25 protein-coding genes and 8 tRNA genes are annotated in these 26,072 nt (G+C 43.6%); 28 read left to right on the top strand and 5 right to left on the bottom strand.

Translation table 11 applies throughout. The features are described 5' to 3' along the window. The first annotated feature begins 84 nt into the window (after positions 1 to 84). From DFP76_RS16340 to DFP76_RS16330, 3 genes are read left to right on the top strand one after another with little or no spacing between them, the layout of a single operon-like run. Positions 85 to 627 carry an elongation factor P hydroxylase gene (locus tag DFP76_RS16340; protein ID WP_113875638.1) on the top strand — a complete coding sequence of 181 codons (543 nt, stop codon included), beginning with the start codon at positions 85 to 87 and terminating at the stop codon, positions 625 to 627. Further along, entirely contained in the window at positions 608 to 1,738 is a 1,131-nt protein-coding gene (locus tag DFP76_RS16335; RefSeq protein ID WP_113875637.1) for a 4-phosphoerythronate dehydrogenase, read from the top strand. Before DFP76_RS16340 ends, DFP76_RS16335 begins: the two co-directional genes overlap by 20 nt. Before the next feature lie 18 nt (positions 1,739 to 1,756). Further along, complete coding sequence (locus tag DFP76_RS16330; protein ID WP_113875636.1) at positions 1,757 to 2,473, top strand: flagellar brake protein; 717 nt, start codon at positions 1,757 to 1,759, stop codon at positions 2,471 to 2,473. Between the two features lie 74 nt (positions 2,474 to 2,547). On the opposite strand, the gene htpX is transcribed toward DFP76_RS16330, so the two are convergent. Both htpX and DFP76_RS16320 read right to left on the bottom strand, forming a co-directional pair. Beyond that, complete coding sequence (gene htpX / locus DFP76_RS16325; protein ID WP_113875635.1) at positions 2,548 to 3,426, bottom strand: protease HtpX; 879 nt, start codon at positions 3,424 to 3,426, stop codon at positions 2,548 to 2,550. A gap of 79 nt (positions 3,427 to 3,505) precedes the next feature. Further along, a complete protein-coding gene (locus tag DFP76_RS16320; RefSeq protein WP_113875634.1) occupies positions 3,506 to 4,720 on the bottom strand; it encodes a pyridoxal phosphate-dependent aminotransferase in 1,215 nt (404 codons plus the stop codon). Positions 4,721 to 4,785: 65 nt separating this feature from the next. On the opposite strand from DFP76_RS16320, the gene msrB reads away from it, so the two are divergent. Then, entirely contained in the window at positions 4,786 to 5,196 is a 411-nt protein-coding gene (gene msrB, locus DFP76_RS16315) for a peptide-methionine (R)-S-oxide reductase MsrB (protein WP_113875633.1), read from the top strand. A gap of 58 nt (positions 5,197 to 5,254) precedes the next feature. On the opposite strand, the gene DFP76_RS16310 is transcribed toward msrB, so the two are convergent. Beyond that, on the bottom strand, positions 5,255 to 5,824 hold the full coding sequence (locus DFP76_RS16310; protein ID WP_113875632.1) for a YajG family lipoprotein: 570 nt from the start codon (positions 5,822 to 5,824) through the stop codon (positions 5,255 to 5,257). Positions 5,825 to 5,954: 130 nt separating this feature from the next. Here DFP76_RS16310 and DFP76_RS16305 point away from each other — a divergent pair. The 14 genes from DFP76_RS16305 (at position 5,955) to DFP76_RS16240 (ending at position 13,710) form a co-directional block, all read left to right on the top strand. Continuing rightward, a tRNA-Glu gene (locus tag DFP76_RS16305) sits at positions 5,955 to 6,030 on the top strand. A 58-nt stretch (positions 6,031 to 6,088) separates the two neighbouring features. Beyond that, positions 6,089 to 6,163, top strand: a tRNA-Gly gene (locus DFP76_RS16300). 28 nt (positions 6,164 to 6,191) lie between these two features. Further along, a tRNA-Glu gene (locus DFP76_RS16295) sits at positions 6,192 to 6,267 on the top strand. 58 nt (positions 6,268 to 6,325) lie between these two features. Then, positions 6,326 to 6,400: transfer RNA gene (locus DFP76_RS16290), tRNA-Gly, on the top strand. Between the two features lie 28 nt (positions 6,401 to 6,428). Then, positions 6,429 to 6,504: transfer RNA gene (locus tag DFP76_RS16285), tRNA-Glu, on the top strand. A gap of 69 nt (positions 6,505 to 6,573) precedes the next feature. Continuing rightward, positions 6,574 to 6,649 (top strand) — tRNA-Glu (locus tag DFP76_RS16280). A 55-nt stretch (positions 6,650 to 6,704) separates the two neighbouring features. After that, positions 6,705 to 6,779, top strand: a tRNA-Gly gene (locus DFP76_RS16275). An 11-nt stretch (positions 6,780 to 6,790) separates the two neighbouring features. Beyond that, positions 6,791 to 6,866, top strand: a tRNA-Glu gene (locus tag DFP76_RS16270). Positions 6,867 to 6,913: 47 nt separating this feature from the next. Then, the gene (gene pabC / locus DFP76_RS16265; RefSeq protein ID WP_113875631.1) at positions 6,914 to 7,741 is read left to right on the top strand and encodes an aminodeoxychorismate lyase; all 828 of its coding nucleotides are present in this window, start codon (positions 6,914 to 6,916) and stop codon (positions 7,739 to 7,741) included. Continuing rightward, positions 7,728 to 8,759, top strand: coding sequence for an endolytic transglycosylase MltG (gene mltG / locus DFP76_RS16260; protein WP_113875630.1), 1,032 nt, complete (start codon positions 7,728 to 7,730; stop codon positions 8,757 to 8,759). Before pabC ends, mltG begins: the two co-directional genes overlap by 14 nt. A 12-nt stretch (positions 8,760 to 8,771) precedes the next feature. Further along, positions 8,772 to 9,410 carry a dTMP kinase gene (gene tmk / locus DFP76_RS16255; RefSeq protein ID WP_113875629.1) on the top strand — a complete coding sequence of 213 codons (639 nt, stop codon included), beginning with the start codon at positions 8,772 to 8,774 and terminating at the stop codon, positions 9,408 to 9,410. A 2-nt stretch (positions 9,411 to 9,412) separates the two neighbouring features. Then, entirely contained in the window at positions 9,413 to 10,348 is a 936-nt protein-coding gene (gene holB, locus DFP76_RS16250; protein WP_113875628.1) for a DNA polymerase III subunit delta', read from the top strand. Positions 10,349 to 10,355: 7 nt separating this feature from the next. Then, on the top strand, positions 10,356 to 11,162 hold the full coding sequence (locus tag DFP76_RS16245) for a TatD family hydrolase (protein ID WP_113875627.1): 807 nt from the start codon (positions 10,356 to 10,358) through the stop codon (positions 11,160 to 11,162). A 112-nt stretch (positions 11,163 to 11,274) separates the two neighbouring features. Further along, positions 11,275 to 13,710: a Lon protease family protein gene (locus tag DFP76_RS16240; protein ID WP_113875626.1), complete on the top strand. Its 2,436-nt coding sequence runs from the start codon at positions 11,275 to 11,277 to the stop codon at positions 13,708 to 13,710. Here the strand turns inward: DFP76_RS16240 and DFP76_RS16235 are convergent. Then, a complete protein-coding gene (locus DFP76_RS16235; protein WP_113875625.1) occupies positions 13,707 to 14,000 on the bottom strand; it encodes a hypothetical protein in 294 nt (97 codons plus the stop codon). The genes DFP76_RS16240 and DFP76_RS16235 overlap by 4 nt on opposite strands. A 180-nt stretch (positions 14,001 to 14,180) precedes the next feature. Between DFP76_RS16235 and DFP76_RS16230 the strand changes: the two genes are divergently transcribed. The 9 genes from DFP76_RS16230 to DFP76_RS16190 all read left to right on the top strand — a co-directional run bounded on the left by DFP76_RS16230 (position 14,181) and on the right by DFP76_RS16190 (position 24,893). Next, positions 14,181 to 14,612: a cytochrome b562 gene (locus tag DFP76_RS16230; protein ID WP_113875624.1), complete on the top strand. Its 432-nt coding sequence runs from the start codon at positions 14,181 to 14,183 to the stop codon at positions 14,610 to 14,612. Positions 14,613 to 14,672: 60 nt separating this feature from the next. Continuing rightward, positions 14,673 to 15,020 (top strand): hypothetical protein, encoded by a 348-nt coding sequence (locus tag DFP76_RS16225; RefSeq protein ID WP_113875623.1) that lies wholly within the window; start codon positions 14,673 to 14,675, stop codon positions 15,018 to 15,020. A 101-nt stretch (positions 15,021 to 15,121) separates the two neighbouring features. After that, positions 15,122 to 16,195, top strand: coding sequence for an AraC family transcriptional regulator (locus tag DFP76_RS16220; RefSeq protein WP_113875622.1), 1,074 nt, complete (start codon positions 15,122 to 15,124; stop codon positions 16,193 to 16,195). Between the two features lie 131 nt (positions 16,196 to 16,326). Further along, entirely contained in the window at positions 16,327 to 18,096 is a 1,770-nt protein-coding gene (locus DFP76_RS16215; RefSeq protein WP_113875621.1) for an acyl-CoA dehydrogenase family protein, read from the top strand. Between the two features lie 42 nt (positions 18,097 to 18,138). Beyond that, complete coding sequence (locus DFP76_RS16210) at positions 18,139 to 19,788, top strand: electron transfer flavoprotein-ubiquinone oxidoreductase (protein WP_113875620.1); 1,650 nt, start codon at positions 18,139 to 18,141, stop codon at positions 19,786 to 19,788. Between the two features lie 117 nt (positions 19,789 to 19,905). Further along, positions 19,906 to 20,355, top strand: a complete 450-nt coding sequence (locus tag DFP76_RS16205) for a YaiI/YqxD family protein (protein ID WP_013796216.1) — start codon at positions 19,906 to 19,908, stop codon at positions 20,353 to 20,355. Positions 20,356 to 20,447: 92 nt separating this feature from the next. Beyond that, on the top strand, positions 20,448 to 21,737 hold the full coding sequence (locus DFP76_RS16200) for an NAD(P)/FAD-dependent oxidoreductase (protein ID WP_113875619.1): 1,290 nt from the start codon (positions 20,448 to 20,450) through the stop codon (positions 21,735 to 21,737). Positions 21,738 to 21,895: 158 nt separating this feature from the next. Continuing rightward, the gene (locus DFP76_RS16195; protein ID WP_113875618.1) at positions 21,896 to 22,348 is read left to right on the top strand and encodes a MerR family transcriptional regulator; all 453 of its coding nucleotides are present in this window, start codon (positions 21,896 to 21,898) and stop codon (positions 22,346 to 22,348) included. Continuing rightward, positions 22,332 to 24,893, top strand: a complete 2,562-nt coding sequence (locus DFP76_RS16190) for a heavy metal translocating P-type ATPase (protein ID WP_113875617.1) — start codon at positions 22,332 to 22,334, stop codon at positions 24,891 to 24,893. The genes DFP76_RS16195 and DFP76_RS16190 overlap by 17 nt, the downstream gene beginning before the upstream one ends. Before the next feature lie 97 nt (positions 24,894 to 24,990). Here DFP76_RS16190 and DFP76_RS18405 read toward each other — a convergent pair whose 3' ends face one another. Beyond that, the gene (locus tag DFP76_RS18405) at positions 24,991 to 25,194 is read right to left on the bottom strand and encodes a LysR substrate-binding domain-containing protein (RefSeq protein WP_425451762.1); all 204 of its coding nucleotides are present in this window, start codon (positions 25,192 to 25,194) and stop codon (positions 24,991 to 24,993) included. Between the two features lie 25 nt (positions 25,195 to 25,219). Here DFP76_RS18405 and dkgB point away from each other — a divergent pair, with 25 nt between their 5' ends. Beyond that, positions 25,220 to 26,020: a 2,5-didehydrogluconate reductase DkgB gene (gene dkgB / locus DFP76_RS16180; protein ID WP_113875615.1), complete on the top strand. Its 801-nt coding sequence runs from the start codon at positions 25,220 to 25,222 to the stop codon at positions 26,018 to 26,020. Positions 26,021 to 26,072 lie beyond the last annotated feature (52 nt).

Genomic DNA, 26,072 nt, shown 5'->3' with positions numbered 1-26,072 from the left:
TGTTAATGCGTCATGTAGAGGGTGTCTTTACATGGCGCATTTTTATTTGTTGTGTGATAATTCTCATTTTTTGGAGAGTCTGTATTGGCAAGTGTTACTCAACTTGTTGCAGCCTTTGATGCCTGCTTTTTATCGTCTTTTAATACCCGTTTGATTGGTAATGCCGATGAGCCCTTGTATCTTCCAGCGACCACGAATGAGCCTGCGAAAATTTTATTCCGTCTGGATTACGTATCAAGCGCCTTACATGAGATCAGCCATTGGTGTATCGCAGGAGCTGAACGTCGTCGTCTAGAAGATTATGGTTACTGGTATGAATCAGACGCCCGTAATCTAACGACGCAAAAGCAATTTGAACAGGTAGAGGTCAAACCTCAGGCAGTCGAATGTCTTTTGCATTGGGCGGCAGGATTGGATTTTCGGGTCAGTGTGGATAATTTAGCCTTGCCTGAATACGATTTTTCGCACTTTGAGCAAGCCGTTATGCGTCAGGTTGATCGTTATATAAATGAAGGAAACTTGCCTGAAAGGGCTTTGTTGTTCTCGCGCTATCTATTGTCACAACGCCATCCTAATCAAGATTTGAGTGAGTTTTTAAAGCAGAAGTATGAAGATTATTGCAGATGAGAATATGCCTAAGGTGAGAGCATTGTTTTCACACTTAGGCGAAGTAACTTTAGTAAATGGCCGTAACTTAACTCATGAGCAAGTTAAAGGGGCGGATATTTTACTAGTAAGGTCTGTCACTAAGGTGAATAAGGCCTTATTGGAAGGGAGTCAAATTCGCTTCGTTGGCAGCGCAACGATAGGGGTTGATCATATTGATTTGGATTATCTTTCGCAAAAAGGCATTCAATTTTCTAGTGCACCTGGGTGCAACGCTCAGGCCGTCGCCGATTATGTCTTCAGTGGTTTAAGTCATTTATATCTTGCTAAAGGGGTGAAATGGCTTGATCGTAAAATCGGTATTCTTGGCTATGGTAATGTGGGTAAAACCGTCTATCAAAGGTTTAAGGCGTTAGGATGTGATGTTTGTGTTTATGACCCACTAAAGCAGCATGAGGATAATGAGGCAGCCAATTTTGTCTCTTTAGCTGATGTCTTGTCTTGTCAGGTTGTTTCTCTGCATGCTCCTTTGACGAAAGCTGGGGAATACCCGACAGTTGATATGATCAGTGGGGCAGAGCTTGAACAGCTGGCGGCCGACAGCGTTATTATTTCTGCAGGTCGAGGTGGTGTGATAAACGAATCGGCCCTGATAGCCCGATATCATAAATTACAGGGCCAGTTGCATTTGGTTATGGATGTTTGGGATGGTGAGCCGAGTATCAACCCATCGTTATTGTCGCTTGTCGATATCGCCACGCCGCACATTGCAGGATACAGTAAACAAGGCCGTGAAAAGGGCAGCTGGATGGTCTACCAAGCACTGTGTGAATTTTTGCAGCTACCAACAAAAATTGCTTATAAAGAAGCCATCAGCGCAGGAAATATTTCATCAATTCAATTGTTTGACGGTGTTTGTAAAGAAGAAATGCTGGCGAGAAGCATGCATGCCCTTTATGATGTGGCTAGAGATGATGCTCGTTTAAGGTATCAATATCGACAAAATACAAAAGAGAACATATTTGATTGGCTCAGAAAAAACTACGTTGAACGTGATGAATTTAATACTTGTCAGGTGAAACATCATTCTGAGCAGGCTACCTTGACAGCAGTTGGCTTCAATCAATCATAAAAAATACTAAGGTAAAGCATGGCTGGAGTAATGCAGGTTGATTTAGGCGACCTTGACGTGCCCATTGGTACGAGTGTGCAGTTAGAATTTATTTCACCACCAGGTCGTCATATGGTGAAAGTGTTAGGGAATCTCCCAGGCGTTTCTTTGATTCTATCTTGTCCAAAATTAAATGGTAAAAATATCCTGGTTCGTGACAGTCAGGTTGTGAATATACGATTAATGCTAAGCACTCATGTGTGTGCGTTTTCCAGTAAGGTAGCAAAGAGTTATCTGGAGCCGGCTGCTCATCTGCACATTGCCTATCCAAGTTATGTTGAAGCGTCAGAAGTAAGGCAAGCCGTTCGAGTTGAAACGCGGCTGATTAGTAATATTGAAGGGGACGATAGCGAGACTTCGATTCCTGCCGCTTCTTCTGCGATTATCACCGATTTAAGTTATGGCGGAGCTAAACTTATTTCAAAAGAAGATTTTGGTGCTGTCAGTCAGACTATGAAAATGGCGTGCAGTGTCAAAGTCGGACCTTATTCTCAGCTGCTGAAATTGGATTGTGAAATTCGCTCACAAGAGATTCAGATGCTCGAACAAGTTCAGGCGAATATGGTGGATAATGAATTTCTTACCCGAATGGGGGCGGAATATTTTTACGTCTACGGTATACGATTTGTTAACCTCTCTAAGGAGAACGGAATTCCACTTATGGCCTATATATTAGACACGTTAAAGAAAAAATAACGACAATAGGTCCATCAGTATCACAAAAAAATGCCAGCAATTTTGCTGGCATTTTTGTCTTTGTGCTATGAGGGTTAAAGTTTTTGTAATGCGTCAATTCGATCCCGAATTGGAGGATGGCTTGAAAACAGTTCACCTAGCGTCGGTCTCTTGCCTTGGCGGATGCCAAAAGCCATCATAGAGTCTGGCATGTGGGTTTCTTCGTGTTCCTGCTGTAAACGTGCTAAGGCCGCGATCATAGCGCCTTTGCCAGCAAGTTTTGCTCCAGCTTCATCGGCACGGAACTCACGAAAACGTGAAAACCACATTACGATCATGGAAGCCAAGATGCCAAATAAAATCTCAAAAACGAAAGTTGTAATGTAGTACCCCCAACCAACCGAACCTTCGTTGTCGTCTTTGCGAAGAAACTGATCAACTGCGTAGGCGGCAATGCGGGCAAAGAACATGACAAACGTATTTACCACGCCCTGTATTAGAGAAAGCGTGACCATATCGCCGTTCGCCACGTGGCCAATCTCATGACCGAGTACGGCTTTAATTTCATCTGGCGGAAAGCGGTCTAGCATGCCGCTAGAAACAGCAACTAAAGCATCGTTTTTATTCCAACCTGTCGTAAAAGCGTTGGCATCATGAGATGGGAAGACGGCGACTTCTGGCATGCGGATGCCGGCGTTATCAGACAGCTCCTTGACGGTATCTAACAGCCAGACCTCTTTATGGTTGCGTGGTTGTTCGATAACTACTGCACCTGATCCACGCTTAGCCATGAATTTAGACAAAAGCAACGAGATAAGGCTTCCGGCAAAACCGAATACGGCGCAGAAAATCAGCAAATTGCTAAAGTTCAGGCCATTGCTGGTCATATAGCCGTTAACACCTAATAAGCTTAACACTATGCCTGCCACGACCATGACAGCAAGGTTTGTTAAAAGGAAAAGAATGATACGCATTTTACTATGCTCCTAGAAAGACTGGTAAGGAGCATAGTAGGGTTTTAAGGGATTATTTCAAGATGCCAAATTAAGGATTTTAGCGTCTCAATCTATGCAAGAAAGCGGCGAATCGCTCCATAGCGGGAGTGAGTTCTTCTATATGAGGCAGGAAGACAAAGCGCACATGATCTGGGGTTGGCCAATTAAAGCCTGTGCCTTGAACGATGAGTACTTTTTCTTCTTGCAAAAACTGCAGAACTAAATCCATGTCGTTTTGTATCTGGTAGACCTTAGGGTCTAGCTGTGGGAACAGATACATTGCCCCTTGAGGTTTATGGCAATTAACACCTGGAATTGAATCTAGCACATCAAAGGCTACCTGACGTTGCTCATATAATCGGCCTCCCGGAACAATCAGTTCATTGATGCTCTGATAGCCGCCAAGAGCCGTTTGGACCGCATGTTGTGCTGGGACGTTGGCGCAGAGCCGCATAGAGCTGAGGATGTCTAAACCATCAATGTAATCCGAAATCTTGCTGCGATCACCGGTGATGGTCATCCAGCCCGAGCGAAAGCCTGCGGTTCGATATACTTTGGATAAGCCGCCAAAAGTGACACAAGGAATGCGGCCTTCTGTTAATGTGGCTGTGGGTATGTGTTGTGCCTCGTCATAAAGGATCTTGTCATAAATTTCATCGGAGAAAATAAGTAAATTATGTTCATCCGCTAAATCGACAATAGCCTGTATCAGGCTTTTTTCATACACTGCCCCTGTAGGATTGTTCGGGTTAATAATGACAATGGCTTTGGTCTTATTTGAGATTTTCGCACGTATATCATTAATATCAGGCTGCCATCCGGAACCTGGGTCGCACATATAGTGTCTAACATAGCCGCCAGACAGCGTCGCGGCAGCTGTCCATAGTGGATAGTCCGGTGCAGGAATTAAAATTTCATCGCCATCATTAAGTAGAGCTTGCATGGCCATCACAATTAACTCACTGACGCCGTTCCCCATCCATACGTGATTGACGTCAGCGGACTTAATGCCCATAGCTTGGTACTTTTGCATGACGGCTTTACGAGCGGAAAAAAGCCCTTTGGATTCACAGTAGCCCTGTGACGTGGGTAGGTTGCGGATGACGTCGACTAAAATTTCATCCGGAGCTTCAAAGCCAAATGGCGCGGGATTGCCAATGTTAAGTTTTAGAATGCGTTGACCTTCTTCTTCCATGCGCATGGCTTCTTTAAGAACGGGTCCACGGATTTCATAACAGATGTTGGCGAGTTTATTTGATTTACGAATTTGCACCAAATTGTCCTTACATAAAGCTGGGCGAAATGAGTAACTTTACACCTAACTTGGGAGCATTCAAGATGGCTGAGTCAGTTAACGAGGAAAAAATTGTGAAATCGGAAGACGAGTGGCAGCAAGAGTTGCCAGAAGACGTATTTAATATTGTACGTAAAAAAGGCACAGAGCGAGCGTTTACTGGGAAATACGAAAAATTTTATGAGCCAGGTGAGTATCATTGTCGTTGTTGTGGCGCGCTTTTGTTTCATTCAGATACCAAATATGACTCTGGTTCCGGTTGGCCAAGTTTTTATGATGCTAATATGTCGAACATTGAAGAAAAGACAGATGTTTCTTGGATGATGCAGCGTACTGAGATTATTTGTCGTCAGTGTGATGCACACTTGGGGCATGTCTTTGAAGATGGTCCGCAGCCGACCGGACTACGTTATTGTGTTAATTCCGCGTCTTTGTCTTTTAAAGATAAGGAATGACGTATTGATGGCGGTTTGAATGGAATAGGGCAAGTCGACTGACTTGTCCTTTTTTTATTCATTTTAATAGGCTAATAATGTTCGGATCGGCTAACAAACGAGTAACGGTTTGGCTCGCCAGCTCATTCATATCTTCTTGGATACTGGATTGATAAGGCATGGTGCCATACTCACGAACTTTCTGAGAGCCGAAGTTGGCTTTGTAGGTTTGGCCTTTAGCAGCTAATACGACATTAAGTTCAAAATCCATTGTCGCCACGGTTTTAAGAGCATCAACTTTGGTTGTGTAGCTCATTTTAGTGATATGGATTTGTAAATCGGCTGCAGGCAAAACGCCTTGGTCTGGGGTAAAGCCGAGTTGACGTAAACCGGTAACGACACTCTCTCTTACACTTTCTTTTACGTCATTTGTTGTATAAATGTCAGCACGTTCATTTAGACCAGTTTTAATAGAGCCAATGCTATTGGTTATTTTTGTACTAGTAGAGACCTTAATGACTCGCTCATTTGTTAGGTTGGTGTTCTCGACAGCGGCTTTAGGTTCAACACTAATATAGTGCGTTGTTGAACAGCCAGCTAAAAGTAGTGTTGATATGGATAGGGCGAGAATGATGGATTTGTTTCGCATAAGAGCTCCGTTAATATTGATTTAGAAAGAGGTTTTTCTCTAAGTCGCTTAAATTAATGAAAAAAACTGTTGATTTTAAGATTAGTAACAGTAATATACGCACCCGCTCACACAGCAAGATTATGTTTTAGTCCCATTCGTCTAGAGGCCTAGGACACCGCCCTTTCACGGCGGTAACAGGGGTTCGAACCCCCTATGGGACGCCAATCTTAAATTGATTGCAACATAGTCTAACGGTAAAAGTAGTGGGTGATAAGTTTTTTTGCGGGAATAGCTCAGTGGTAGAGCACAACCTTGCCAAGGTTGGGGTCGCGAGTTCGAGCCTCGTTTCCCGCTCCAGTTTCGCACTTTCGTAAAAGTGTATTGTGTCCCATTCGTCTAGAGGCCTAGGACACCGCCCTTTCACGGCGGTAACAGGGGTTCGAACCCCCTATGGGACGCCACTAATTTTAACCATGTTGCTTGCGAGAGCAGGGTGGTGATAGAAGAAAATAGAGTTTTGCGGGAATAGCTCAGTGGTAGAGCACAACCTTGCCAAGGTTGGGGTCGCGAGTTCGAGCCTCGTTTCCCGCTCCAGTTTCGCACTTTCGTAAAAGTGTATTGTGTCCCATTCGTCTAGAGGCCTAGGACACCGCCCTTTCACGGCGGTAACAGGGGTTCGAACCCCCTATGGGACGCCATTCTTATTTAGATTTGGTGTCATGACTTGTAATTGATAGCAAATTATAAAATGAGAGTGTTTAGACTGTGTCCCATTCGTCTAGAGGCCTAGGACACCGCCCTTTCACGGCGGTAACAGGGGTTCGAACCCCCTATGGGACGCCACTAATTTTAACCACTTTGCTGATTGATAGCAGGGCGGTCACAATTAAATAGTATTGCGGGAATAGCTCAGTGGTAGAGCACAACCTTGCCAAGGTTGGGGTCGCGAGTTCGAGCCTCGTTTCCCGCTCCATTTCAAAATATGTCCCATTCGTCTAGAGGCCTAGGACACTGCCCTTTCACGGCAGTAACAGGGGTTCGAACCCCCTATGGGACGCCATTCTTTTTTGCGCTATCATAGCTGACTTTAATTTGAGCTTATTAGCCATGACTTGGTTTGTTAATTATACATTAGACACTTCAATTGCACCTGCTGATCGTGGATTAGCCTATGGTGACGGTGTGTTTGAAACCATGCATGCTAATCAAAATGGCTTCATACGTTTATCCTCTCATTTAGCTCGCTTGTACAAAGGCCTAGAAAAGCTCTTAATGCCCTTTGATGCTGAGCAAAAAGAACAGTTATCTTATTTTTTACATACCATTTTGCCTGATTACCTTGATAGCGATGCTGTTGTGAAAATAATAGTGACTCGTGGACAGGGTGGACGAGGTTATCAGCCGCCCCAAACGGTAACGCACACCATCATAATCGGTATTTTACCGTTTCCTGACTATCAAGCTGAAAGCCGTCAAGGGGTTGGGGTGTCGCTGTCGCCTATACCCGTTAATGCGAATCCGTATTTAGCTGGCATTAAACACCTCAATCGACTTGAGCATGTGATCGCCAAACAACATTTGGCGCTTAATGATTTTGAAGCCATCATGTTGGATTCTCAGGGTAATGTTATCGAAGGCATACAGAGCAATGTCTTTTGGTTTAAAGGTGGTTGTCTATGTACCCCTGCTTTAGATCATGCTGGAGTGGAAGGGACATACAGACAGGCAATCCTGGCTGAAATGGCAACACAAACGACCTTGATAGAGAGCTTCACCGCGAACCACTTGCTGGCAGCGGATGAAGTGTTTATGGCGAACAGTTTAATGAAAATCGTTCCTGTTGTTCGGATTGATCGTCAAACCTTTGCGATCGGTCCGAAGACTAAAAAATTACAATCTTTGATGCAAGCTAAGGAAATGCATGGCATACATTAAATGGTTCTACCGAGCAGTGTTTCTCATAATTACCTTGTTGGCCTTATGTGCTGGCTATCTTTATATACAGGTAACCTCCCCAATCGCCTTATCTGGACCCACTACGTTTGAGGTCGTAAAAGGTGACAGTGCTTACAGTTTGGGGCACCGCTTGCATTCAGACGGTCTCATTGAACAGCCTTATCTAACTCGTGTTGTGGCCAAGTTAAAACCAGCTTGGGTACCTAAAGTGGGGAAGTATGCGCTTGATCCCAGTATGAATTTAATACAGGTAATGTCTTTATTCGATTCAGGCGAATCCATATCTTACGATATCACCCTGTTAGAAGGTAAAACGACGCGGGATTATCTATTGGCAATGAAAGCCAAAGGCAATATCAAAATGACTTTGCTGGGTTTATCAGACGAAGAAATCGCCGAAAAATTGGCGCTTAAAGTTGCTCATCCAGAAGGTCGTTTCTTTGCTAATACCTATCGATATCACGATGGTGACACGGATGTGAGTATTTTAAAGCATGCGAACGGTTTGTTAGTGAATACGTTAGACGTACTATGGCAGAACAAGGCGGAGGGGGTACCTTATAAAACCTCTTATGAGGCTTTGATTATGGCATCCATAATTGAAAAGGAAACGGCCGTACCGGCAGAGCGTCCTTTGATCGCTAGAGTCTTCATCAGCCGTTTACAAAAACGTATGCGATTACAAACTGATCCAACTGTGATTTATGGTTTAGGCGATGAATTTACAGGCAATTTGACACGCAAAGGGTTACAGTCAAAATCGCCTTACAATACCTATCGTGTTTATGGTTTGCCGCCGACGCCCATTGCCAATGTTGGACGTGAAGCCATAGCGGCCGCACTGAACCCGGGCCAAACCAAGGCACTTTACTTTGTCGCTAAAGGGGATGGTTCGCATGCCTTTTCTAATACCTTAAAAGAGCATAATCGGGCCGTTAGAAAATATCAGTATAAGCGTCGCGATGATTATCGCTCCACGCCCGAAATCACGCAGTAGAAGGTGAATGCCATGAAAGGAAAATTTATTACCCTTGAGGGTGGCGAAGGCAGCGGCAAGTCAACTGCCATCGAATCAATTAAGCAATGGCTTGATGCGCATTCTATACCATACCTTATGACGCGTGAGCCTGGTGGGACGCCTTTAGCAGAAGATATCCGTAATTTAATTTTGCAAGCAAGAGAGGAATCTGTCAGTGATATGGCAGAGTTACTGCTGGTCTTTGCGGCACGGGCTCAACATATTGCGGAAAAAATTCGGCCAGCGCTTGATCAGGGCATTTGGGTGATCAGTGATCGTTTCTTGGACTCATCTTATGTTTACCAAGGAAATGCTCGAGGTGGATCCTTTGCCATCATCGATCAATTGGCTCAATGGGTTGTCTCTGATTGTCAGCCTGATGCGACTTTGCTGTTAGATGTTTCTGTGGAAATTGGTCAGCAGCGAGTGGTGCAACGTCAGCAGCAAGATAGATTAGATAAAGAATCGTTTAATTTCCACGAGAAAGTGAGACAAGGTTTTCTAGAGCGTGCCGAGGCAGAACCCAAGCGAGTGTCCATTATCGATGCAAGTCAAGATATTGAATCTGTAAAACAACAGATTAAAGCTGAACTCGATCGTTTACAGTCAAATTGGACTTCAGGGAAGTAAAGATGTCAATTGCACCTTGGTTGCAACAAAGTCAGCAACACATTCAGCGTCTCAAGGCGTCTGGGGATTTATCTCATGCGCTACTGATTACTGGCGCTGATGGTGTTGGGCAAGAGTCTTTGGCGTTTGCGATGGCGAAAGATTTAATGTGCGAATCTCAGCAAGCGGCGGCGTGTGGTCAATGTCATTCTTGCCAATTAATGGCGGCAGATACGCACCCAGATTTTCGGGTGCTAGATGGTGAATCGGGCACAATCAAGGTTGACCAAATTCGCAACCTAGTGCAAAAAATCACACAGAAACCACAAGTCGGTCAAACCAAAGTGGTGCTGATTAGTCATGCTCAATCAATGAACGTTAATGCTGCGAACGCTGTGCTTAAAGCGTTAGAAGAACCATCTGATCGCACTTTCTTTTTGTTAACGAGTTCACAATCAACCAGTTTATTACCGACTATTCGTAGTCGCTGTTTATTGGTGAATGTGCCGACGCCTAATATTACTCAGGTGGATGCTTGGCTTGCACAATACAACCCAGAAGCCAATTTGAGTCGCTTATTTTGGTTAACGACTCAACCTTTTCGCTTGTTGTCGATTGAAAAAAACCAAAAAACGGAATTGTTTTTAAGTTTGCCAGATAAAGTGAATCAGTTGCTACAGCAAGAAATGAAGGTGGCAGAGTTGCTAAAAGGACTAGATAGTCAAAATATCGAAGATTATTGCAATGGTTTAGCCGCCATTCTTCATCAATCACTGTGTCATTCTGCAGGTGCCCCCTTGCACCCTTCACTGGAGGCGGTCTACGCCAATCTTATTCGTCGAATTGGCATTCGAGCCTTAATGGATCGCTATCAGGCAATACAAAATTTGAAATTGGCCCTACAAAAAACAAATTTAAACCCCATTATGCAATTAACAAACGAATTAAATCAGTGGTAACTCTTGTATGTTGATCGACACCCATTGCCATTTAGACATGTTAGATTTGGCGCCTTACGATAATAATTTAGACCTTGCGATTGATGCGGCTTACCAACAGGGCGTACGCCAACTTCTGAGCATTTCAGTCGACCTCGATAAAATCGACACGATTCTGGCTTTTACCCAGCGTGATGGTGTTTTTGCCAGTTGTGGTGTGCATCCATTGCAAACTGAGGGACTATTGGCTGACCCTCAACGTCTGCTTGAACTGGCTAAGCATCCTAAAGTGGTGGCTATCGGTGAAACAGGGTTAGATTATTTTTATGAAAAATCTAGCGAGATTCACCTGGCGCAGCAAGACAGTTTTAAACATCATTTGATCGCTGCTGGTCAGCTTGGTTTGCCAGTTATTGTGCATACACGTGAAGCAAAACAAGATACCTTATCCTTGATTCGACAGCATGGAAACTCTAATTCTGCGGGTGTCCTGCATTGCTTTACGGAAGATTACGAGATGGCTAAAGCCGCCGTTGATGAAAATTACCTGATTTCCATCTCAGGCATTGTGACCTTTAAAACAGCACAAGATTTAAAAGAAACAGTGCAAAAATTGCCGCTTGAATCTTTGATTGTGGAAACAGATTCACCTTACCTTGCCCCCGTACCATACCGTGGTAAGAAAAATGAGCCGAAATATGTCGCCGAGGTAGCTCAATATGTCGCCGATTTAAAAGGCATTCGTTATGAAGAGCTATTAGAAGCTACGGCGGCAAACTTCCATCGCGTCTTTAACAGAGTGCCCATGAATGAGCACTTAGTTCTTAGCGTTTAGTATTTTTGTGGGACTGTCACTCAACTGAGTGTTAGTCTTACCTATTTATCATTTACAGACCCCAGGCATGACAAGTTAGCTATTGCTTGTTATCTCATAAGGAAGCTCATTGATGTCCAATATGGTTACTGCTTTACCTTACCAAGCGCTTGCTGCAAAAGTACCAACAGATCACTTACCTTTTAAAACCCTAAAAGACATTGAGCCCCTGAGCGGCATTCTAGGCCAAGAGCGTGCCGTAGAGGCGATTCAGTTTGGTGTGGCTATGCAGCGCCCTGGTTACAATATCTACGCAATGGGGGATTCTGGAACCGGTCGTTCATCTTATGTGATGAGCTATTTGAAAAGTGAAGCCAAGCGTCGACCTGCACCAACGGAATGGGTATACGTGAATAACTTCACAGAAAGCTATCGCCCTAAAGCCATTGAATTTGCGCCGGATATGGCGTCTGAGTTTGAAAAAGAAATTCGCGGCTTAATTGACGGTTTAATGGCGACTTTTCCTGCGGCTTTTGAAAACCCGACTTACCAACAGCAAAAGAGCATTATAGATCGCGCGTTTAATGATAAATACGAAGCGGCGATTAATCGGGTTGAACGAGTGTCAGGCAAAATTGGTGTCGCCATGTTCCGTGATGCATCATCGGTCAGTTTTGCGCCGATGAAAGAAGGAAAGGCGCTGGAAGAAAATGAATTTGCCGCGTTGACTGATGAAGAGCGTGACGCTTTTCAGGAAGGTGTTTCGACATTAGAAGGCCTACTTAACGAAGAACTACTAGGTTTGCCTCAATGGAAGCGCGAAACCTATGACTTATTGCGTCAGTTAAATTTAGATACGGTGAAAGAAGCGCTTGATCCCTTAATGCAGCCGCTACTAGACACCTACAAAGAGCACGAGCAAGTTATGGAGTATCTTACTGCTCTGCGTGCGGATCTCGACAAAACTATTATTGATCAAATGGCAGACGATAAAGCTTCTGAAAATCGTGATGAAGTGGGACGTCGACAAATGTACGAAGATTTGTATCTGCCTAATATTGCGGTGACAAACGAAAAAGACGGTGGGCAGCCAGTGATTTATGAGCCGCACCCAACTTACCGTAATTTATTTGGTCAAGTTGAACACAGCAGTGATCAAGGTATGTTGGTGACTAGTTATCGCCTTATTCGCTCTGGCAGTTTGCACGCCGCGAATGGTGGGTATTTGATCTTAGATGCTGAAAAATTGCTAACGGATCATTATTTATGGGAAGCTTTAAAGCGAGCTCTGAAGAGTAAGACGCTAAAGATTGAGCACCCTTATTCAGACATGGGACTGATGAATACTACTACCTTAACGCCACAAGATTTGCCTTTGCAGGTTAAAGTGGTGTTGATTGGGGCAAGAGATATTTATTACTTACTGCAAGACGCTGATCCAGATTTCCAAGAAATGTTCCGTGTACTTGTGGACTTTGATGACAGTTTAAAGCGCACTAAAGATTCAGAGTACGCGTTTGCTCGTTTAATGAAAGACCGGGTAGATAAAGAGGAATACGCTAACGTTACTCGTGATGGTGTGGCAGCATTGATTGAATACAGTAGCCGTCTTGCGGAGCATCAACGCGAAATGGCGGCGAAAATTGGTGATGTTTTTGAGTTGCTTGGCGAGGCAGATTTTGTTCGTCAAATGGCCAAGGATGAAGAAATTAATGCCGATCACATTCAGCGAGCATTGAAAGCCAAGAAGCATCGTACAGGCCGTGTTAGTGAGAAGATCATCGAAGAAATCATCGAAGGCACAGTGTTACTGGAAAGTGATGGTTATGCTGTAGGGAAAATCAATGGCTTAACCGTGATGCAGATAGGTGACAGTAGCTTTGGTGCCCCAGCACGTATTTCTACGACCGTTTATCCTGGTGGTAAAGGTATTATCGATATTGAGCGCGAGTCTAACCTTGGTCAGAATATTCACTCCAAAGGCGTGTTGATTCTATCTGGTTACTTAGGTAACAAGTACGCCCAGCGTTTCCCGCTTGAAATCTCAGCTTCTATTGCCATGGAGCAAAGCTATGGTTATGTGGATGGAGACAGTGCGTCAACGGCTGAATTATGCTGCCTTTTATCTGCACTCATTCAGGTGCCGTTACGCCAAGATTTGGCCATCACAGGTTCATTGAACCAATACGGGGAAGTGCAAGCAATTGGTGGTGTGAATGAAAAAATTGAAGGTTTCTTTAACGTCTGTCAAGCACGGGAATTAACGGGCAAACAAGGGGTAATTATTCCCAAGTCAAATGCCAATAACTTGATGTTAAATGATGACATTATTGAGGCAGTCAAGGCAGGTTTGTTCCACATATATGCAATTGAGTCCGCTGATGAAGCATTGCACCTGTTAACCGGTATTGAGCCGGGTGTTCCAGATGAAAATGGTGAGTACTCTGAGGGGACTTTATCTTACAAAGTCATCCAGCGTTTGGAAGAAATTGCCAAGCTTGGCGAGGACGAAGAAGAGGAAGAGGGCGAAGACGAAGAAAATGCAGAGGAAAACACGAAAAAAGCTTAGTGCTTACCATTTGTGCGTTTTATTATTTGCGCTTTGCACTTTGAATTAATCAAAGAAAACACCGTATAGTAGAGGTCGTCCGCTTTAACATAGATATAGCTGGCGACCTCTTTACGTTTACTGGGTAAATGTTTTTTCAGTACCATGGCGCGTTTAAAGGCTTTTCCTGAGACGTATTTCTCGGCGGCTTTATCTGCGGCGGCTCTGGAATCCCAATCAGGACATTCTGCATAGGCTTGTGTTGCACTTAATAGAATTAAAAAGGCGCATAAGCATTTGACCAGATACATGGATTCATCTCTTAATCTATAATTCCCTCTAGTATCCATTAACGATGCCACCACTGGCAAGCTTAGCGGTAAAATGAAAATCTGCTCTGATTCTCTAGTGCTTTTTACTTTGAAAATGCTATTTTAATAGTGTGGGAAAGGTGGAAACCAAATTACAGTGACTATTGAAAGGGTGTTTTTATGAAAAAAAGTTTGCTTGCCGGGGCAATCTTATTGGCGACGTTATCGTCTGTCAGTGTGGCACATGGTTCATGTGGTGATACAAATTTGCATGGTTATATGCAGGACATCAAAAGTGACATGCGTCAAATGTCATCGGCTGTGAAGTCTGGTGACTTTGATACCGCAACAGAGTATGTTGATCAGTTGATTGTCTCATTTCAGAAATCTCGTAATACTCATCCACATCAGTTTGAAATGGATGGCTTAGAAGGTGAGGCTTTGGCTCAACAGACAGAGCAATATGTCGAGTTGATCGATAGCACAATTAAAACCTTAGAGGATTTGAATGTGGCGTTGGCGGAAAATGATAAAAAAGCCATACGTCAGCTGGCTGGCGAGATGGGGAAACACCGTAAAGTTGGCCATAGCACTTTTAAAGGAAGTTGCTAATCCCCTTGATGACCTAGACTTTAATCGCTGTTACAATGCGCGCGTTAAAGAGAGGAAATTATGGCTCGTGTAAAAAAATCACGTTCAATGCGTGGAAAGTTAGGTAAAACTGGCTCAAAAGAGATGATGAAAGAGCAAAATAAAGCTCGTAAGGCATCTTCTGTCCGCCGTTTTGCAACAAAGAAATCAAAGCAGCGTAAAGATCAAGCTCATAAGAAATTAGAGCGTCTAGGGCTTTTACCAGAAAAAGAAGAGGCGGTTCCAGCAACTCGCCCTCGTCGTTTTGTGTTTGTTAAGCCTGAGGCAGAAAAGCCGTCAGAGCCTACTAAGGTGTCTGAATCTGTCCAGTCTGATCGCGAAGATTTGTCTGTAGATGAACTTTTGTCTGCATTTACAGAAGAAAATTAAGCAAAAGTATGTAGAATTAGAAAGGCTGCCTTGCAGCCTTTTTTTATGCTCCAAGTTTCTGATTTGTATTGATTAAATTTTAATTGATTAAGGTGACAACATTGAAAGCTTCCGTTCCCATGTCGAGTGTTCGCTATCTTCTAAAAGCAGTAGAGAAACAGGGGCTCGATCGAGAAGCAGTGCTAGAAAGCTTAGAAATTACCGCTGAAGAGCTGGAGCAGAGTGATTCTTTCTCTGCTTATCGATTTGGTATGTTATACCAAAAAATCATGTGGTTAATGCAGGATGAGTCGTTCGGTATGCTAAGTGGTGGGAAGATTCCAAATGGGACTTTTCGCATGATGTGTTTGTGTATCATTCATGCACGCAGCTTGGCACATGCACTTTATCGTTGTAGTGATTTTTATGAAATTTGTCGTGGTCCAACCGTCAAACCTGTACTGATCAAAAAAGGTCGCTTTGCTATGGTGACTTTTGGGCCGTTAAGTTCATCTGATGAAGACATCGACAGCTTGGTTTTGGCCGAATCTAATGAACAGCTGAGAACAACCCTGTCCATGTGGCATCATTTCATTTGCTGGCTAATCGGTCGTCGTTTAAATCTTAAAGCCGCGTATTTTACTAATGAACGCCCTGACGATGTGGAATACTACAAAACCTTGTTCCAATCAGAAGTAAAGTTTAATCAGCATGCTAACGCACTGGTGTTTCCTGCCAGTTATCTTGATATGCCTATTGTCCAAACCGAAGACAGTCTCAGAGGTTTTTTAAAAACCGCACCATATCAGTTATTGGTGATGGTTGAGAATGACAACAGTTTGAAGTCGCAGGTGATGGCAATGTTAGGGAAAGACTTTTCTCGAGAGATGCCAAGTGCGGAAGAAGTGGCCAGCGGTCTAAACATGAGTGTTTCTACTTTGCGCCGCCGATTAAATGATGAAAAAACCTCTTATCAACAGATCAAAGATGAGTGTCGTAAGGAGGCGGCGATTACCTACATGAATGCGCCTCAGTTAAGCATTAATGATATTGCTGCCTTGATGGGCTTTGATGAACCCAGTGCTTTTTTCCGTTCATTTAAGAAATGGACAGGCATGACACCTGGTGAATACCGAAAAAGTGAGGAATATTTAAAGTTCGGTAAGGATATGAAACGCCCTGATAACAAGGTCTGAGTAATACCTTAATAACATTGTGAATGTATTTGTTAGAAATATAGGTTTGAAATGTTATTGAGGAATCGTCGTTCTTTTTCCATTCTATAGGTATATATCCGCTCGGATAACCTATACCGGAGAATAAAAAAATGAGCGACTACCAATATCCTGTAAATGACATTTTATTTAGCCTACTTTCAATTGCCGACATCAACAAGTTGTCGCCTTATCTAGAAGAGCCTGTTGATCAAGAACTGCTTGAAGCCATTTTAGGCGAAGCCGGAAAACTTTCTGAACAAGTTATTGCGCCAATTAATGCCAGTGGTGACAGTGAAGGTTCAAGAGTTGAGAATGGTGAAGTAATTGAAGCGAAAGGTTTTAAAGAAGCTTTCAAAGCCTATACCGATGGCGGCTGGGTTGGCTTATCTGGTGATCCAGAATACGGTGGTCAAGGGCTACCATCCTTCATTGCTACGGCCGTAAACGAAGGCGTGCAATCTGCGAACTTAGCTTTTTCTCTTTGTCCTCTATTAAGTCACGGGGCGATCGAAGCCATCAGTCATCACGCCAGTGATGAATTAAAGTCGCAATACCTCCCCAAAATGCTTAGTGGTGAGTGGGCCGGCACCATGAACCTGACTGAGCCATCTGCTGGCTCTGATCTTGCGGCTATTGCTTGTAAAGCGATACCAGATGGTGATGCTTACCGTATTAAAGGCCAAAAAATCTACATTACATGGGGTGATCACCAAATGAGCGATAACATCATTCATTTGGTGTTAGCTCGTCTACCTGACGCGCCAGAGGGCGTCAAAGGCATTTCTTTATTCTTAGCACCGAAGTTCTTGTTAGATGACGCGGGAGAGCCTTCACAGCGCAACGACGTGCAAGTCGTGTCTGTAGAACATAAATTGGGTATTCATGCATCACCTACTTGTGTGATGAGCTTTGGTGAGAACGAAGGGGCATTGGGTTACCTAGTTGGTGAAAAGCATCAGGGGCTAAAAGCCATGTTCACTATGATGAACAATGCTCGCCAAGGTGTTGGATTGCAAGGTCTGGCGATTGCAGAGCGCGCTTATCAGCAAGCTTTAGCTTATGCCAAAGAGCGTAAACAAGGTATGAAAGCTGATCGTTCTGGAAAAGCAGCTATTATCGAGCATCCAGATGTACTGCGCATGTTGATGACAATGAAGTCGCAAATCGACGCAATGCGCTCATTAGTTTATGTGGCAGCCGTTGAGAATGATCTTTCCCATATTGCCGATGGTGAGGTGAAGCAAAAAGCGGTTGCAAGAACAGCACTTTACACACCAATCGTAAAAGGCTGGATCACTGAGCAAGCTCAAGAAATCACTTCCTTAGCTATTCAAGTACATGGTGGCATGGGTTTCATTGAAGAAACAGGGGTCGCACAACATGCTCGTGACGCTCGAATCTTACCGATTTATGAAGGCACTAATGGTATCCAGGCCATCGATTTGATTGGACGTAAACTTTATGCCGATAAAGGCGCTGCTATGCAGGATTTGTTGGCTGAGATGGGAGCTGATTTAGACCAATGGAAAGCAGACAATTTTAATGCGCCGCTAGAAAAATTAGAGAATGCCTTAGAACAAGCTAAACAAGCGACCGATTTTTGTTTAGCTGCAATGCAAAAAGACAGTACGTTAGGTACAGGTTCCGCCTATGCTTATATGATGTTAATGGGTTATGTCGTTGGCGCTTGGTTGCAAATCAAAGCCCTGGCGGCAAGTCAGCAAGATGCGCAAATGGGCAATCAACAAAAACAATCTTGGTGTCAGTCAGTGGTCTTTTATTGTGATCATATTTTGCCAAGAGCAAGTGCTTTCTATCAGGCCATTGAGTCTGGTCACGAGTCGGTAGAAGTACTAAATGAAACAAGCTTTGCGCGTTAATATCGCGAAATAACAATAAAAATGCCGTTGTTGGGAGGCAGTATGACAGATAGAGAAGTAATGGAATTTGATGTGGTGATTGTCGGTGGTGGCCCAGCAGGTCTTTCCACTGCGTGCCGCATTATGCAAAAGGCTCAGGCTGATGAAAAAGAAATCAGCGTTTGTTTGGTCGAAAAGGGTTCAGAAATTGGTGCGCATATTTTGTCTGGCGCAGTGGTAGACCCAAAAGCTTTGACCGAATTGTTTCCAGGTTGGCAAGAAATGGGCGCACCACTTGAAACCAAAGTGAATGTGGATGAGCTACATTGGTTAAGTTCAGATACTTCTGGTCGTCAACTAAGCAGCTGGATGATGCCAAAAACACTTCACAATGAAGGTAATTACATCATTAGCTTAGGCAACCTTACTCGTTGGTTAGCCGAACAAGCTGAAAACCTAGGGGTGGAAGTCTTTCCAGGGTTCTCTGCTGCCCAATTGGCGTATGATGAAGAGGGCAAGGTTGAAGGCATTATCACAGGAGATATGGGGATAGCGGAAGATGGTACGGAAAAAGACAGCTATATGCCAGGAATGCTGTTAAAAGCCAAATACACCATTTTCTCTGAAGGTTGCCGCGGTCATTTGGGTAAAGAGCTTATTGCTCAATACCAATTGGATGAAGGCAAAGCCCCACAGCATTACGGTCTAGGTATTAAAGAATTATGGGATGTTCCTGCTGAAATGAGTAAGCCTGGCACAGTAATTCACACAGCAGGTTGGCCATTAGGCAAAGAAGCGGGCGGTGGTGGCTTCCTTTATCATCTTGAGAATAATCAAGTGGTGGTCGGTTTGATCGTGGACCTTAATTATAAGAATCCGCATCTAAGCCCTTATGATGAATTTCAGCGTTACAAACATCATCCAGTTATAGCAAAGCATTTAGAAGGGGCCAAACGAGTTTCTTACGGAGCGCGAGCCATTGCTAAAGGTGGTTGGTCTTCATTGCCAAAATTGAGTTTCCCGGGTGGTCTTATTATCGGTTGTGATGCCGGTACCCTGAACCCAGCTAAGATTAAAGGGACTCATACCGCCATGAAGAGTGGCATGATAGCCGCTGACACTGTTTATGACGCATTGCAAGCAGACAGTTTCGTGGCTGAGCTTGCTCATTTTGATGAGGCGCTTGCGTCATCATGGTTGGGTAAAGAGTTGCAGCAAGCACGAAACTTTGTTCCTGTTATGCATAAGTTAGGTACTTTCTGGGGTGGTGCTTATAACTGGTTAGATCAAAATATCTTTTCGGGCAGCCTGCCTTTTACATTCAATGATATGACGCCAGATTACGCTTGCCTTGAAACAGCGGACAAACACACGGCGCCAGAATATCGGAAACCAGATGGCTTATTAAGCTTTGATAAGCCTTCTTCTGTGTTTCTTTCTAATACGAATCATGAAGAAGATCAGCCTTGTCACTTGAAGTTGAAAGATGCTGCTATCCCATTAGATCACAATTTGCCTAAATACAATGAGCCTGCTCAGCGTTATTGTCCGGCAGGTGTGTATGAAGTGGTTGAGTCAGATGGCGAGTCACGCTTTCAAATTAATTCGCAAAACTGCGTTCACTGCAAAACTTGTGATATTAAAGATCCCGCTCAAAATATCACTTGGGTAACACCTGAAGGAGCTGGCGGTCCAAACTACCCTAATATGTAACATAAGCAGGGTAAAACAAAACAAGGAGACAGCAGTCTCCTTGTTTTGTTTCATATTCGTCACTGGATTTACACCTCAGCCTGTTTAATAATGTGCTCCACAATATAAGGGGTTATTATGCGTTTATGGGTTGATGCGGACGCCTGTCCAAATGTAATCAAAAATATATTATTTCGTGCCGCTGAACGAGTTCAAGTGCCATGCATATTAGTGGCCAACCAAGCCATTGCTATCCCACCATCGAAATGGGTTGAGCGTCGTGTTGTTAGCTCAGGTTTTGATGTTGCCGATAATTATATTGTAGAGCAAGCCTCACCAGATGATTTAGTCGTTACCGCTGATATTCCATTGGCATCGGAAGTGATTGATAAAGGGGCTTTAGCCATTAACCCTCGCGGTGAACTTTATACGAAAGAAAACATCAAGCAACGCCTAAATATGCGCGACTTTATGGAACAAATGCGTTCCTCTGGAGTGCAAACAGGTGGGCCTGCTAGTTTTAGTCAGCAAGATAGAATGGCATTTGCCAATACGCTCGATAAATTATTAGCACAACGGGCAACCTAGTTGCCTGTTAGTTAGCTGAATGAGAATTGTGTTATCGGGAAAGGGTTTTAAGAATCTTTTCCCGATAATTCAACATTTATAGGTGAGCACATATGAAAAAGATTGTGGTTGTTGGTGGTGGTGCTGGCGGATTAGAGCTGGTGACCAAACTCGGTAAAGCATTTGGGAAAAAGCGCCAAGCAGAGGTCGTGTTGATCGACCGAAGTCAGACGCACATATGGAAGCCCCTGCTTCATGAGGTGGCGACCGGTTCGTTAGACATTAACAATGATGGTCTAAACTATCGCGCCCACGCTGCCAAACATCATTATCAATTTCAACTTGGCACACTAATTAATGTTGACCCAAAAGAGCGAGTATTAACCCTTGCAGCCATTGATGATGATAAAGGTCATCAGGTCTTACCGGAACGACATGTCAGTTACGATATTTTGGTGATGGCCGTTGGTAGTGTGAGCAATGACTTTGGAACACCAGGTGTCGCTGAACATTGCTATTTTCTAGATTCTCATCGCCAAGCTGAGCGCTTTCAGCAAGCGTTACTACAACAATTCTTACGAGTGAATCAAGAAGGTGCTGAGTCTAAGCTAAAATTAGCGATTGTTGGTGGTGGGGCAACAGGTGTTGAATTGTCCGCAGAGTTGTTTCATGTTGCAGATTTAATGAAGTCTTATGGAATGCCGGAGATGTCTGGCAAACGTGTTCAGGTGCAATTAATTGAAGCAGGTGAGCGCATTTTACCGGCTTTACCTGAGCGCATTGCTGGTTTGGCCAGTAAAGAGCTACAGCATCTTGGTGTTCATATCAGTGAGAAAACAAGAGTGGTTCGCGCCTTTGATGGTGGCTTCCAGACAGCGGAAGAAGAAACAATCGATGCTCATCTTATGATTTGGGCAGCAGGGGTGAAAGCGCCAGATTTTGTCGCAAACATTGAAGGCTTCGAAACTACCCGTAATAATCAAATATTAGTAAGAAATACCTTACAAGCAACAGAGTTTGATAACGTTTATGTTATTGGTGATTGTTGCGCCTGTAAGCAAGCGGATGGTTCTTTTGTGCCGCCAAGAGCACAATCAGCGCATCAGATGGCGTCATTAGTCTTTGCCAACATCAAAGCATCCTTCTTAGGAGAGCCTCAAAAAGAATACACCTATAAAGATTATGGCTCTTTGGTGAACTTAAGTCGCTACAGTACAGTGGGTAGCTTGATGGGAAATCTGAGTAATCGTTCTATGTTTATAGAAGGTCGCTTAGCGCGGTTTGTCTATGTGTCTCTTTACCGCTTACACTTGATAGCCATACATGGTTGGCTCAAAGCAACCATCATTATGGCGGCACAGAAGGTAGGCAAGGTAGTGAAACCGAAATTAAAACTCCATTAAATAAACTTTTCGAGATTCTTGAGAGCGCCAAATGGCCTTTCGTTTAGGTCTAAAACCGATATGCAGTTTGTGTATCGGTTTTTTTTGCTTTGATATTTGACCTATGTGTAACTCATAGGTTTTATACTCTTTAGAATGAATTCAGAAGGAGGTGTGATATGCGAGTCAGTGAAATAGCAAGAAAAGCCCTAGTCACTGCAGACACGGTTCGGCATTACACGCGTTTAGGCTTAATTTCAGCTGAGCGGGATCCTGACAATGACTATCAGCTTTATGACAAAACGGCTTTACAAAGGTTGAAATTTATTCGCCAAGCAACGGAGCTGGGCTTTAGTCTTAAACAAGTGGAGAATATTCTACAGCAATCTGACTGTGGTGATTCGCCTTGCCCTATGGTCAGAGATTTACTGCAGCAAAAGGTGCCGGAAACAAAAGCCAAAATAGCACAGTTACAAGCACACCTAGCAAAAATGGAAACGGCATTGGCAGCTTGGGAATCCATGCCAGACGGCGTACCAGATGGTCACTCTATTTGTTGCTTAATAGAAGATTGGGAAAACGTTTCCCTACAAGATAACGCACCGGAGGGATGTCATGACGGATGTAAATAAAGATAAAGTGTCTTTGTCTGTTTACGGTATGAGTTGCCAAGGTTGTGTTCGAAAAATCCGTGAACAAATTCAATTAAAAAGCCCAAATGCCGACGTGATTGGTGAACCAAAAGCTAATCGTTTAGACGTGTTATCGGATTTAAATTTGACGCAAATTCAGGATGCCGTTGAGCAAGCAGGGTTTGCCATAAGTGCCAATAAACTAAACCAAGAAATCAATCCTTCCTCGTCTAGTAATGATGCAGAATTGGATAAGCCGTCCTCTGAAGGAAAGACAAAACAAGCAGTAGATTATCAAATTGCCATCTCGGGAATGACCTGTGCTGGTTGTGTAAATACCGTTCAGTCAGCGATAGCCAAAGTGGATGGCACCATAAAAGTTGAGGTGAACTTTGCCAGCCATCTTGCGCAAGTAACCAGTTCTGCTCGTTATCAGGAGTTATTAACAGCGATAAGCGATGTGGGCTATCAAGGTGAGTTAGTAACTGACGCACAACAAAATGCAGAGAATAAAATAGCAAAGGATGCTAATGAATATCGTCAGAAAATAACTTCATCCTTTATGGGGCTTTCTTTTGGTGTGCCGCTTATGCTGTATGGCCTATTAGGTGGCAGCATGAAGGTGAGCTCGCTCACTGAACAATTTGTTTGGTTGTTAATTGGCTCTGTATGCGCGCTTATCATGTATTTTGCAGGTAAGCATTATTTCATAAGCGCATGGAAAGCGGTGCGCTCACATCACGCCAATATGGATCTGTTAATTGCCATTGGCACTGGTAGTGCTTGGTTATATTCCATGTTTGTGGTGTTGTTTCCAGACTTTTTGCCAGCGAATACTCGACATTTGTATTTTGAAGCCGCGGTGATGATTATTGGTCTAATTAATCTCGGTCAAGCGTTAGAGGTGAAAGCAAGAAGTAAAACCAACCAAGCCTTGCAGAAATTGTTAGACCTTGCACCCAAACAAGCCATACTTGTTCGTGATGGGCAGGATGTTCAAGTCCCTGTTGCAAATGTAAATGTGGGTGATCTACTTCGGTTGCGTTCCGGCGATGCAGTCCCCGTCGATGGTGACGTGATAGAAGGGCAGTCCTATTTGAATGAAGCCATGCTAACGGGAGAATCCGTTCCTGTTCGCAAAGCCGTAGGGGATTCGGTTAAGGCCGGCACTATTAATACTAATGGTAGCCTAGTCATTAAAGTACTTAAAACAGGGAAACAAACCCAATTGGCTAAGATAGTCGATATGGTCAGTCGCGCACAAAATTCAAAACCGCCAATCAGCCATTTGGCAGATAAAGTTTCGGCGATATTTGTACCCAGCGTCATCATTATTGCCATACTGACTGCGTTAGCTTGGTTTAACTTTGCCAATGCCCATGATTATTCCTATATGTTGGTAACCGCTGTATCCGTGCTGATTATTGCTTGCCCTTGTGCGCTTGGATTGGCGACTCCAATTTCAACTATGATTGGTGTTGGCAAAGCTGCCGAAATGGGGGGATTGATTCGTAACGGTGAAGCATTACAGGTGGCAAGTAATATTGACTGCCTGGTTTTCGATAAAACAGGCACCATTACCCAAGGAAAGCCAAGTGTAACCAAGGTTGATTATTTTGATGAGCGCGCTCAAACTGAATTAATTAATCCTTTGGTTAAAGCCCTTGAAAGTAAAGTGAGCCACCCGTTAGCTCAAGCTTTGCTTGAATACATTGATCAACAAGACTCAAAACAAACCACAGACAAAACCTCAGTTGATCACATCGCATTGAGTGAATATGAAAACTTACCTGGTTTAGGAGTTCGCGGACGATTTAAAAATGACTGGTATTATCTCGGTAATGAAAAACTGCTTAGCCAAGCCGGTCTATCTGTTCCGTCTTCAATAAATACAGAGGAGGCAGGGAGTCATGTCTACTTGTTTTCGAGCGACGCATTGCTTAGCCATTATTTGCTGCAAGATCCAATTCAAGAAAGTGCTGCTAACGCACTAAAAAACCTTAAGAGCATGGGCATAAAATTGATCATGCTGACCGGCGATCAAAAAGTCAACGCATCACAGGTTGCCGCGCAACTAAACATAGATGAGTATCACGCAGAATTGATGCCCGAAGACAAATTAAAATGGATTAAGTCCCTACAGCGTAATGGGAATATTGTCGGCATGATAGGCGATGGTATTAATGATGCACCGGCATTAGCACAGGCAAATGTAGGCTTTGCTATGGGAGAAGGAACTGACGTGGCGATGGAAAGTGCAGATGTCACCTTACTGCATAACAACCTTAATGCCTTGGTGGATGTGATTTCAGTGAGTAAAGCTACTATCCGTAATATCAAACAAAACCTCTGGGGAGCTTTTACCTATAACAGCTTAGGAATACCTGTTGCGGCAGGCTTGTTATATCCCATAACAGGTTGGTTATTGAGCCCAATTATTGCTGGTGTAGCTATGTCGTTATCATCCGTCACAGTCGTATTAAATGCGAATAGACTCAGACGAGTAATTAAGCAGCAATTAAAGGAGGTTGAGCGTGCTCATTAACCTTTTAGGAATCCTTGCCGTAGCTTTTGTTATCTACTGGTTCTGGTACGCAAAGAAGTAATTCACTTGAAATGAGCGCCTAGCAAAATGCGTTTTTTTATAGCTTAAGTCTAGGTGCGATGTATTCGATAAAAGCGCTAATCCTAGCCGATAGTGCTGAATGTCGGTAATAAACCGCATGGATCATCTCTCTATCGTTTGGGGTCGTCAGAGTATTGGGCAATACTTCAATTAGTGTGCCCGATGCTCTTGCTTGATGGGTCATAAAGTCTGATAACACGGCAATTCCATGACCTGCCAACCATAGAGACAATCAAGGAGTGGCTATGAATACCCCGATGTTAGGTATGGGAATTTTTCGTTTAGAAGGCGATGTTGCCTATCTGTCTGTCAAAATGGCGCTTGAAGAAGGCTTTAGACATATAGACACGGCTCAAATTTATGGTAATGAAGAGCAGGTGGGTAAAGCCATTGCTGAGAGTGGTATTGCTCGCGATGAGCTCTTTATTACGACTAAAGTTTGGAATGACAGCTTAACGGTTGAAGGCTTTATAGAGAGCGTTCATAAAAGTCTAAAGAAGTTACGTTTAAGCTATGTTGATTTGTTATTAATACATTGGCCAGCAGCACCTGAAGGCGTGCAAATGGAAGAGTATTTAGCAGAACTACTGAAAGCAAAAGAAATGGGATTAACCCGTGAAATTGGTATTTCTAATTTCACCGTTGCACAAATGCAGCAAGCTGCAGAAATCTTGCCGCAAGGCAGTATTTATACCAATCAGGTAGAAGTTCATCCATATTTGCAAAACAAAGCAGTTAGAAAGGCCGCTGATGCTTTAAATATTAAAATCACAGGTTATATGCCATTTGCTGTCGGTAAAGTGTTGGCGGACCCTGTGATGAAAGACATTGCCGACAAGCATCAGGCGCATCCAGCACAAGTGGCGATTGCATGGTCGTTACAGCAAGGGATGATGTCGATACCGTCATCAACTAAGCGAATCAATCTGCAAACTAACTTTGTCGCACCTAAGATTACTTTGGATCAAAATGACATGGCAAAGATTGCCACATTAGATAGAAATGTAATCCCCCCATTTTTAACAGGGGTGAAAAGTAGAGCCTAAGCTGCCTTCATAAGCCATTTAGGTGGAATGCCACCAATGGCACTGTTTGGCC

The organism is Marinomonas aquiplantarum, assembly GCF_003314975.1.
Lineage (GTDB): Bacteria > Pseudomonadota > Gammaproteobacteria > Pseudomonadales > Marinomonadaceae > Marinomonas > Marinomonas aquiplantarum.
This window is presented reverse-complemented; position numbering and strand designations above follow the sequence as displayed.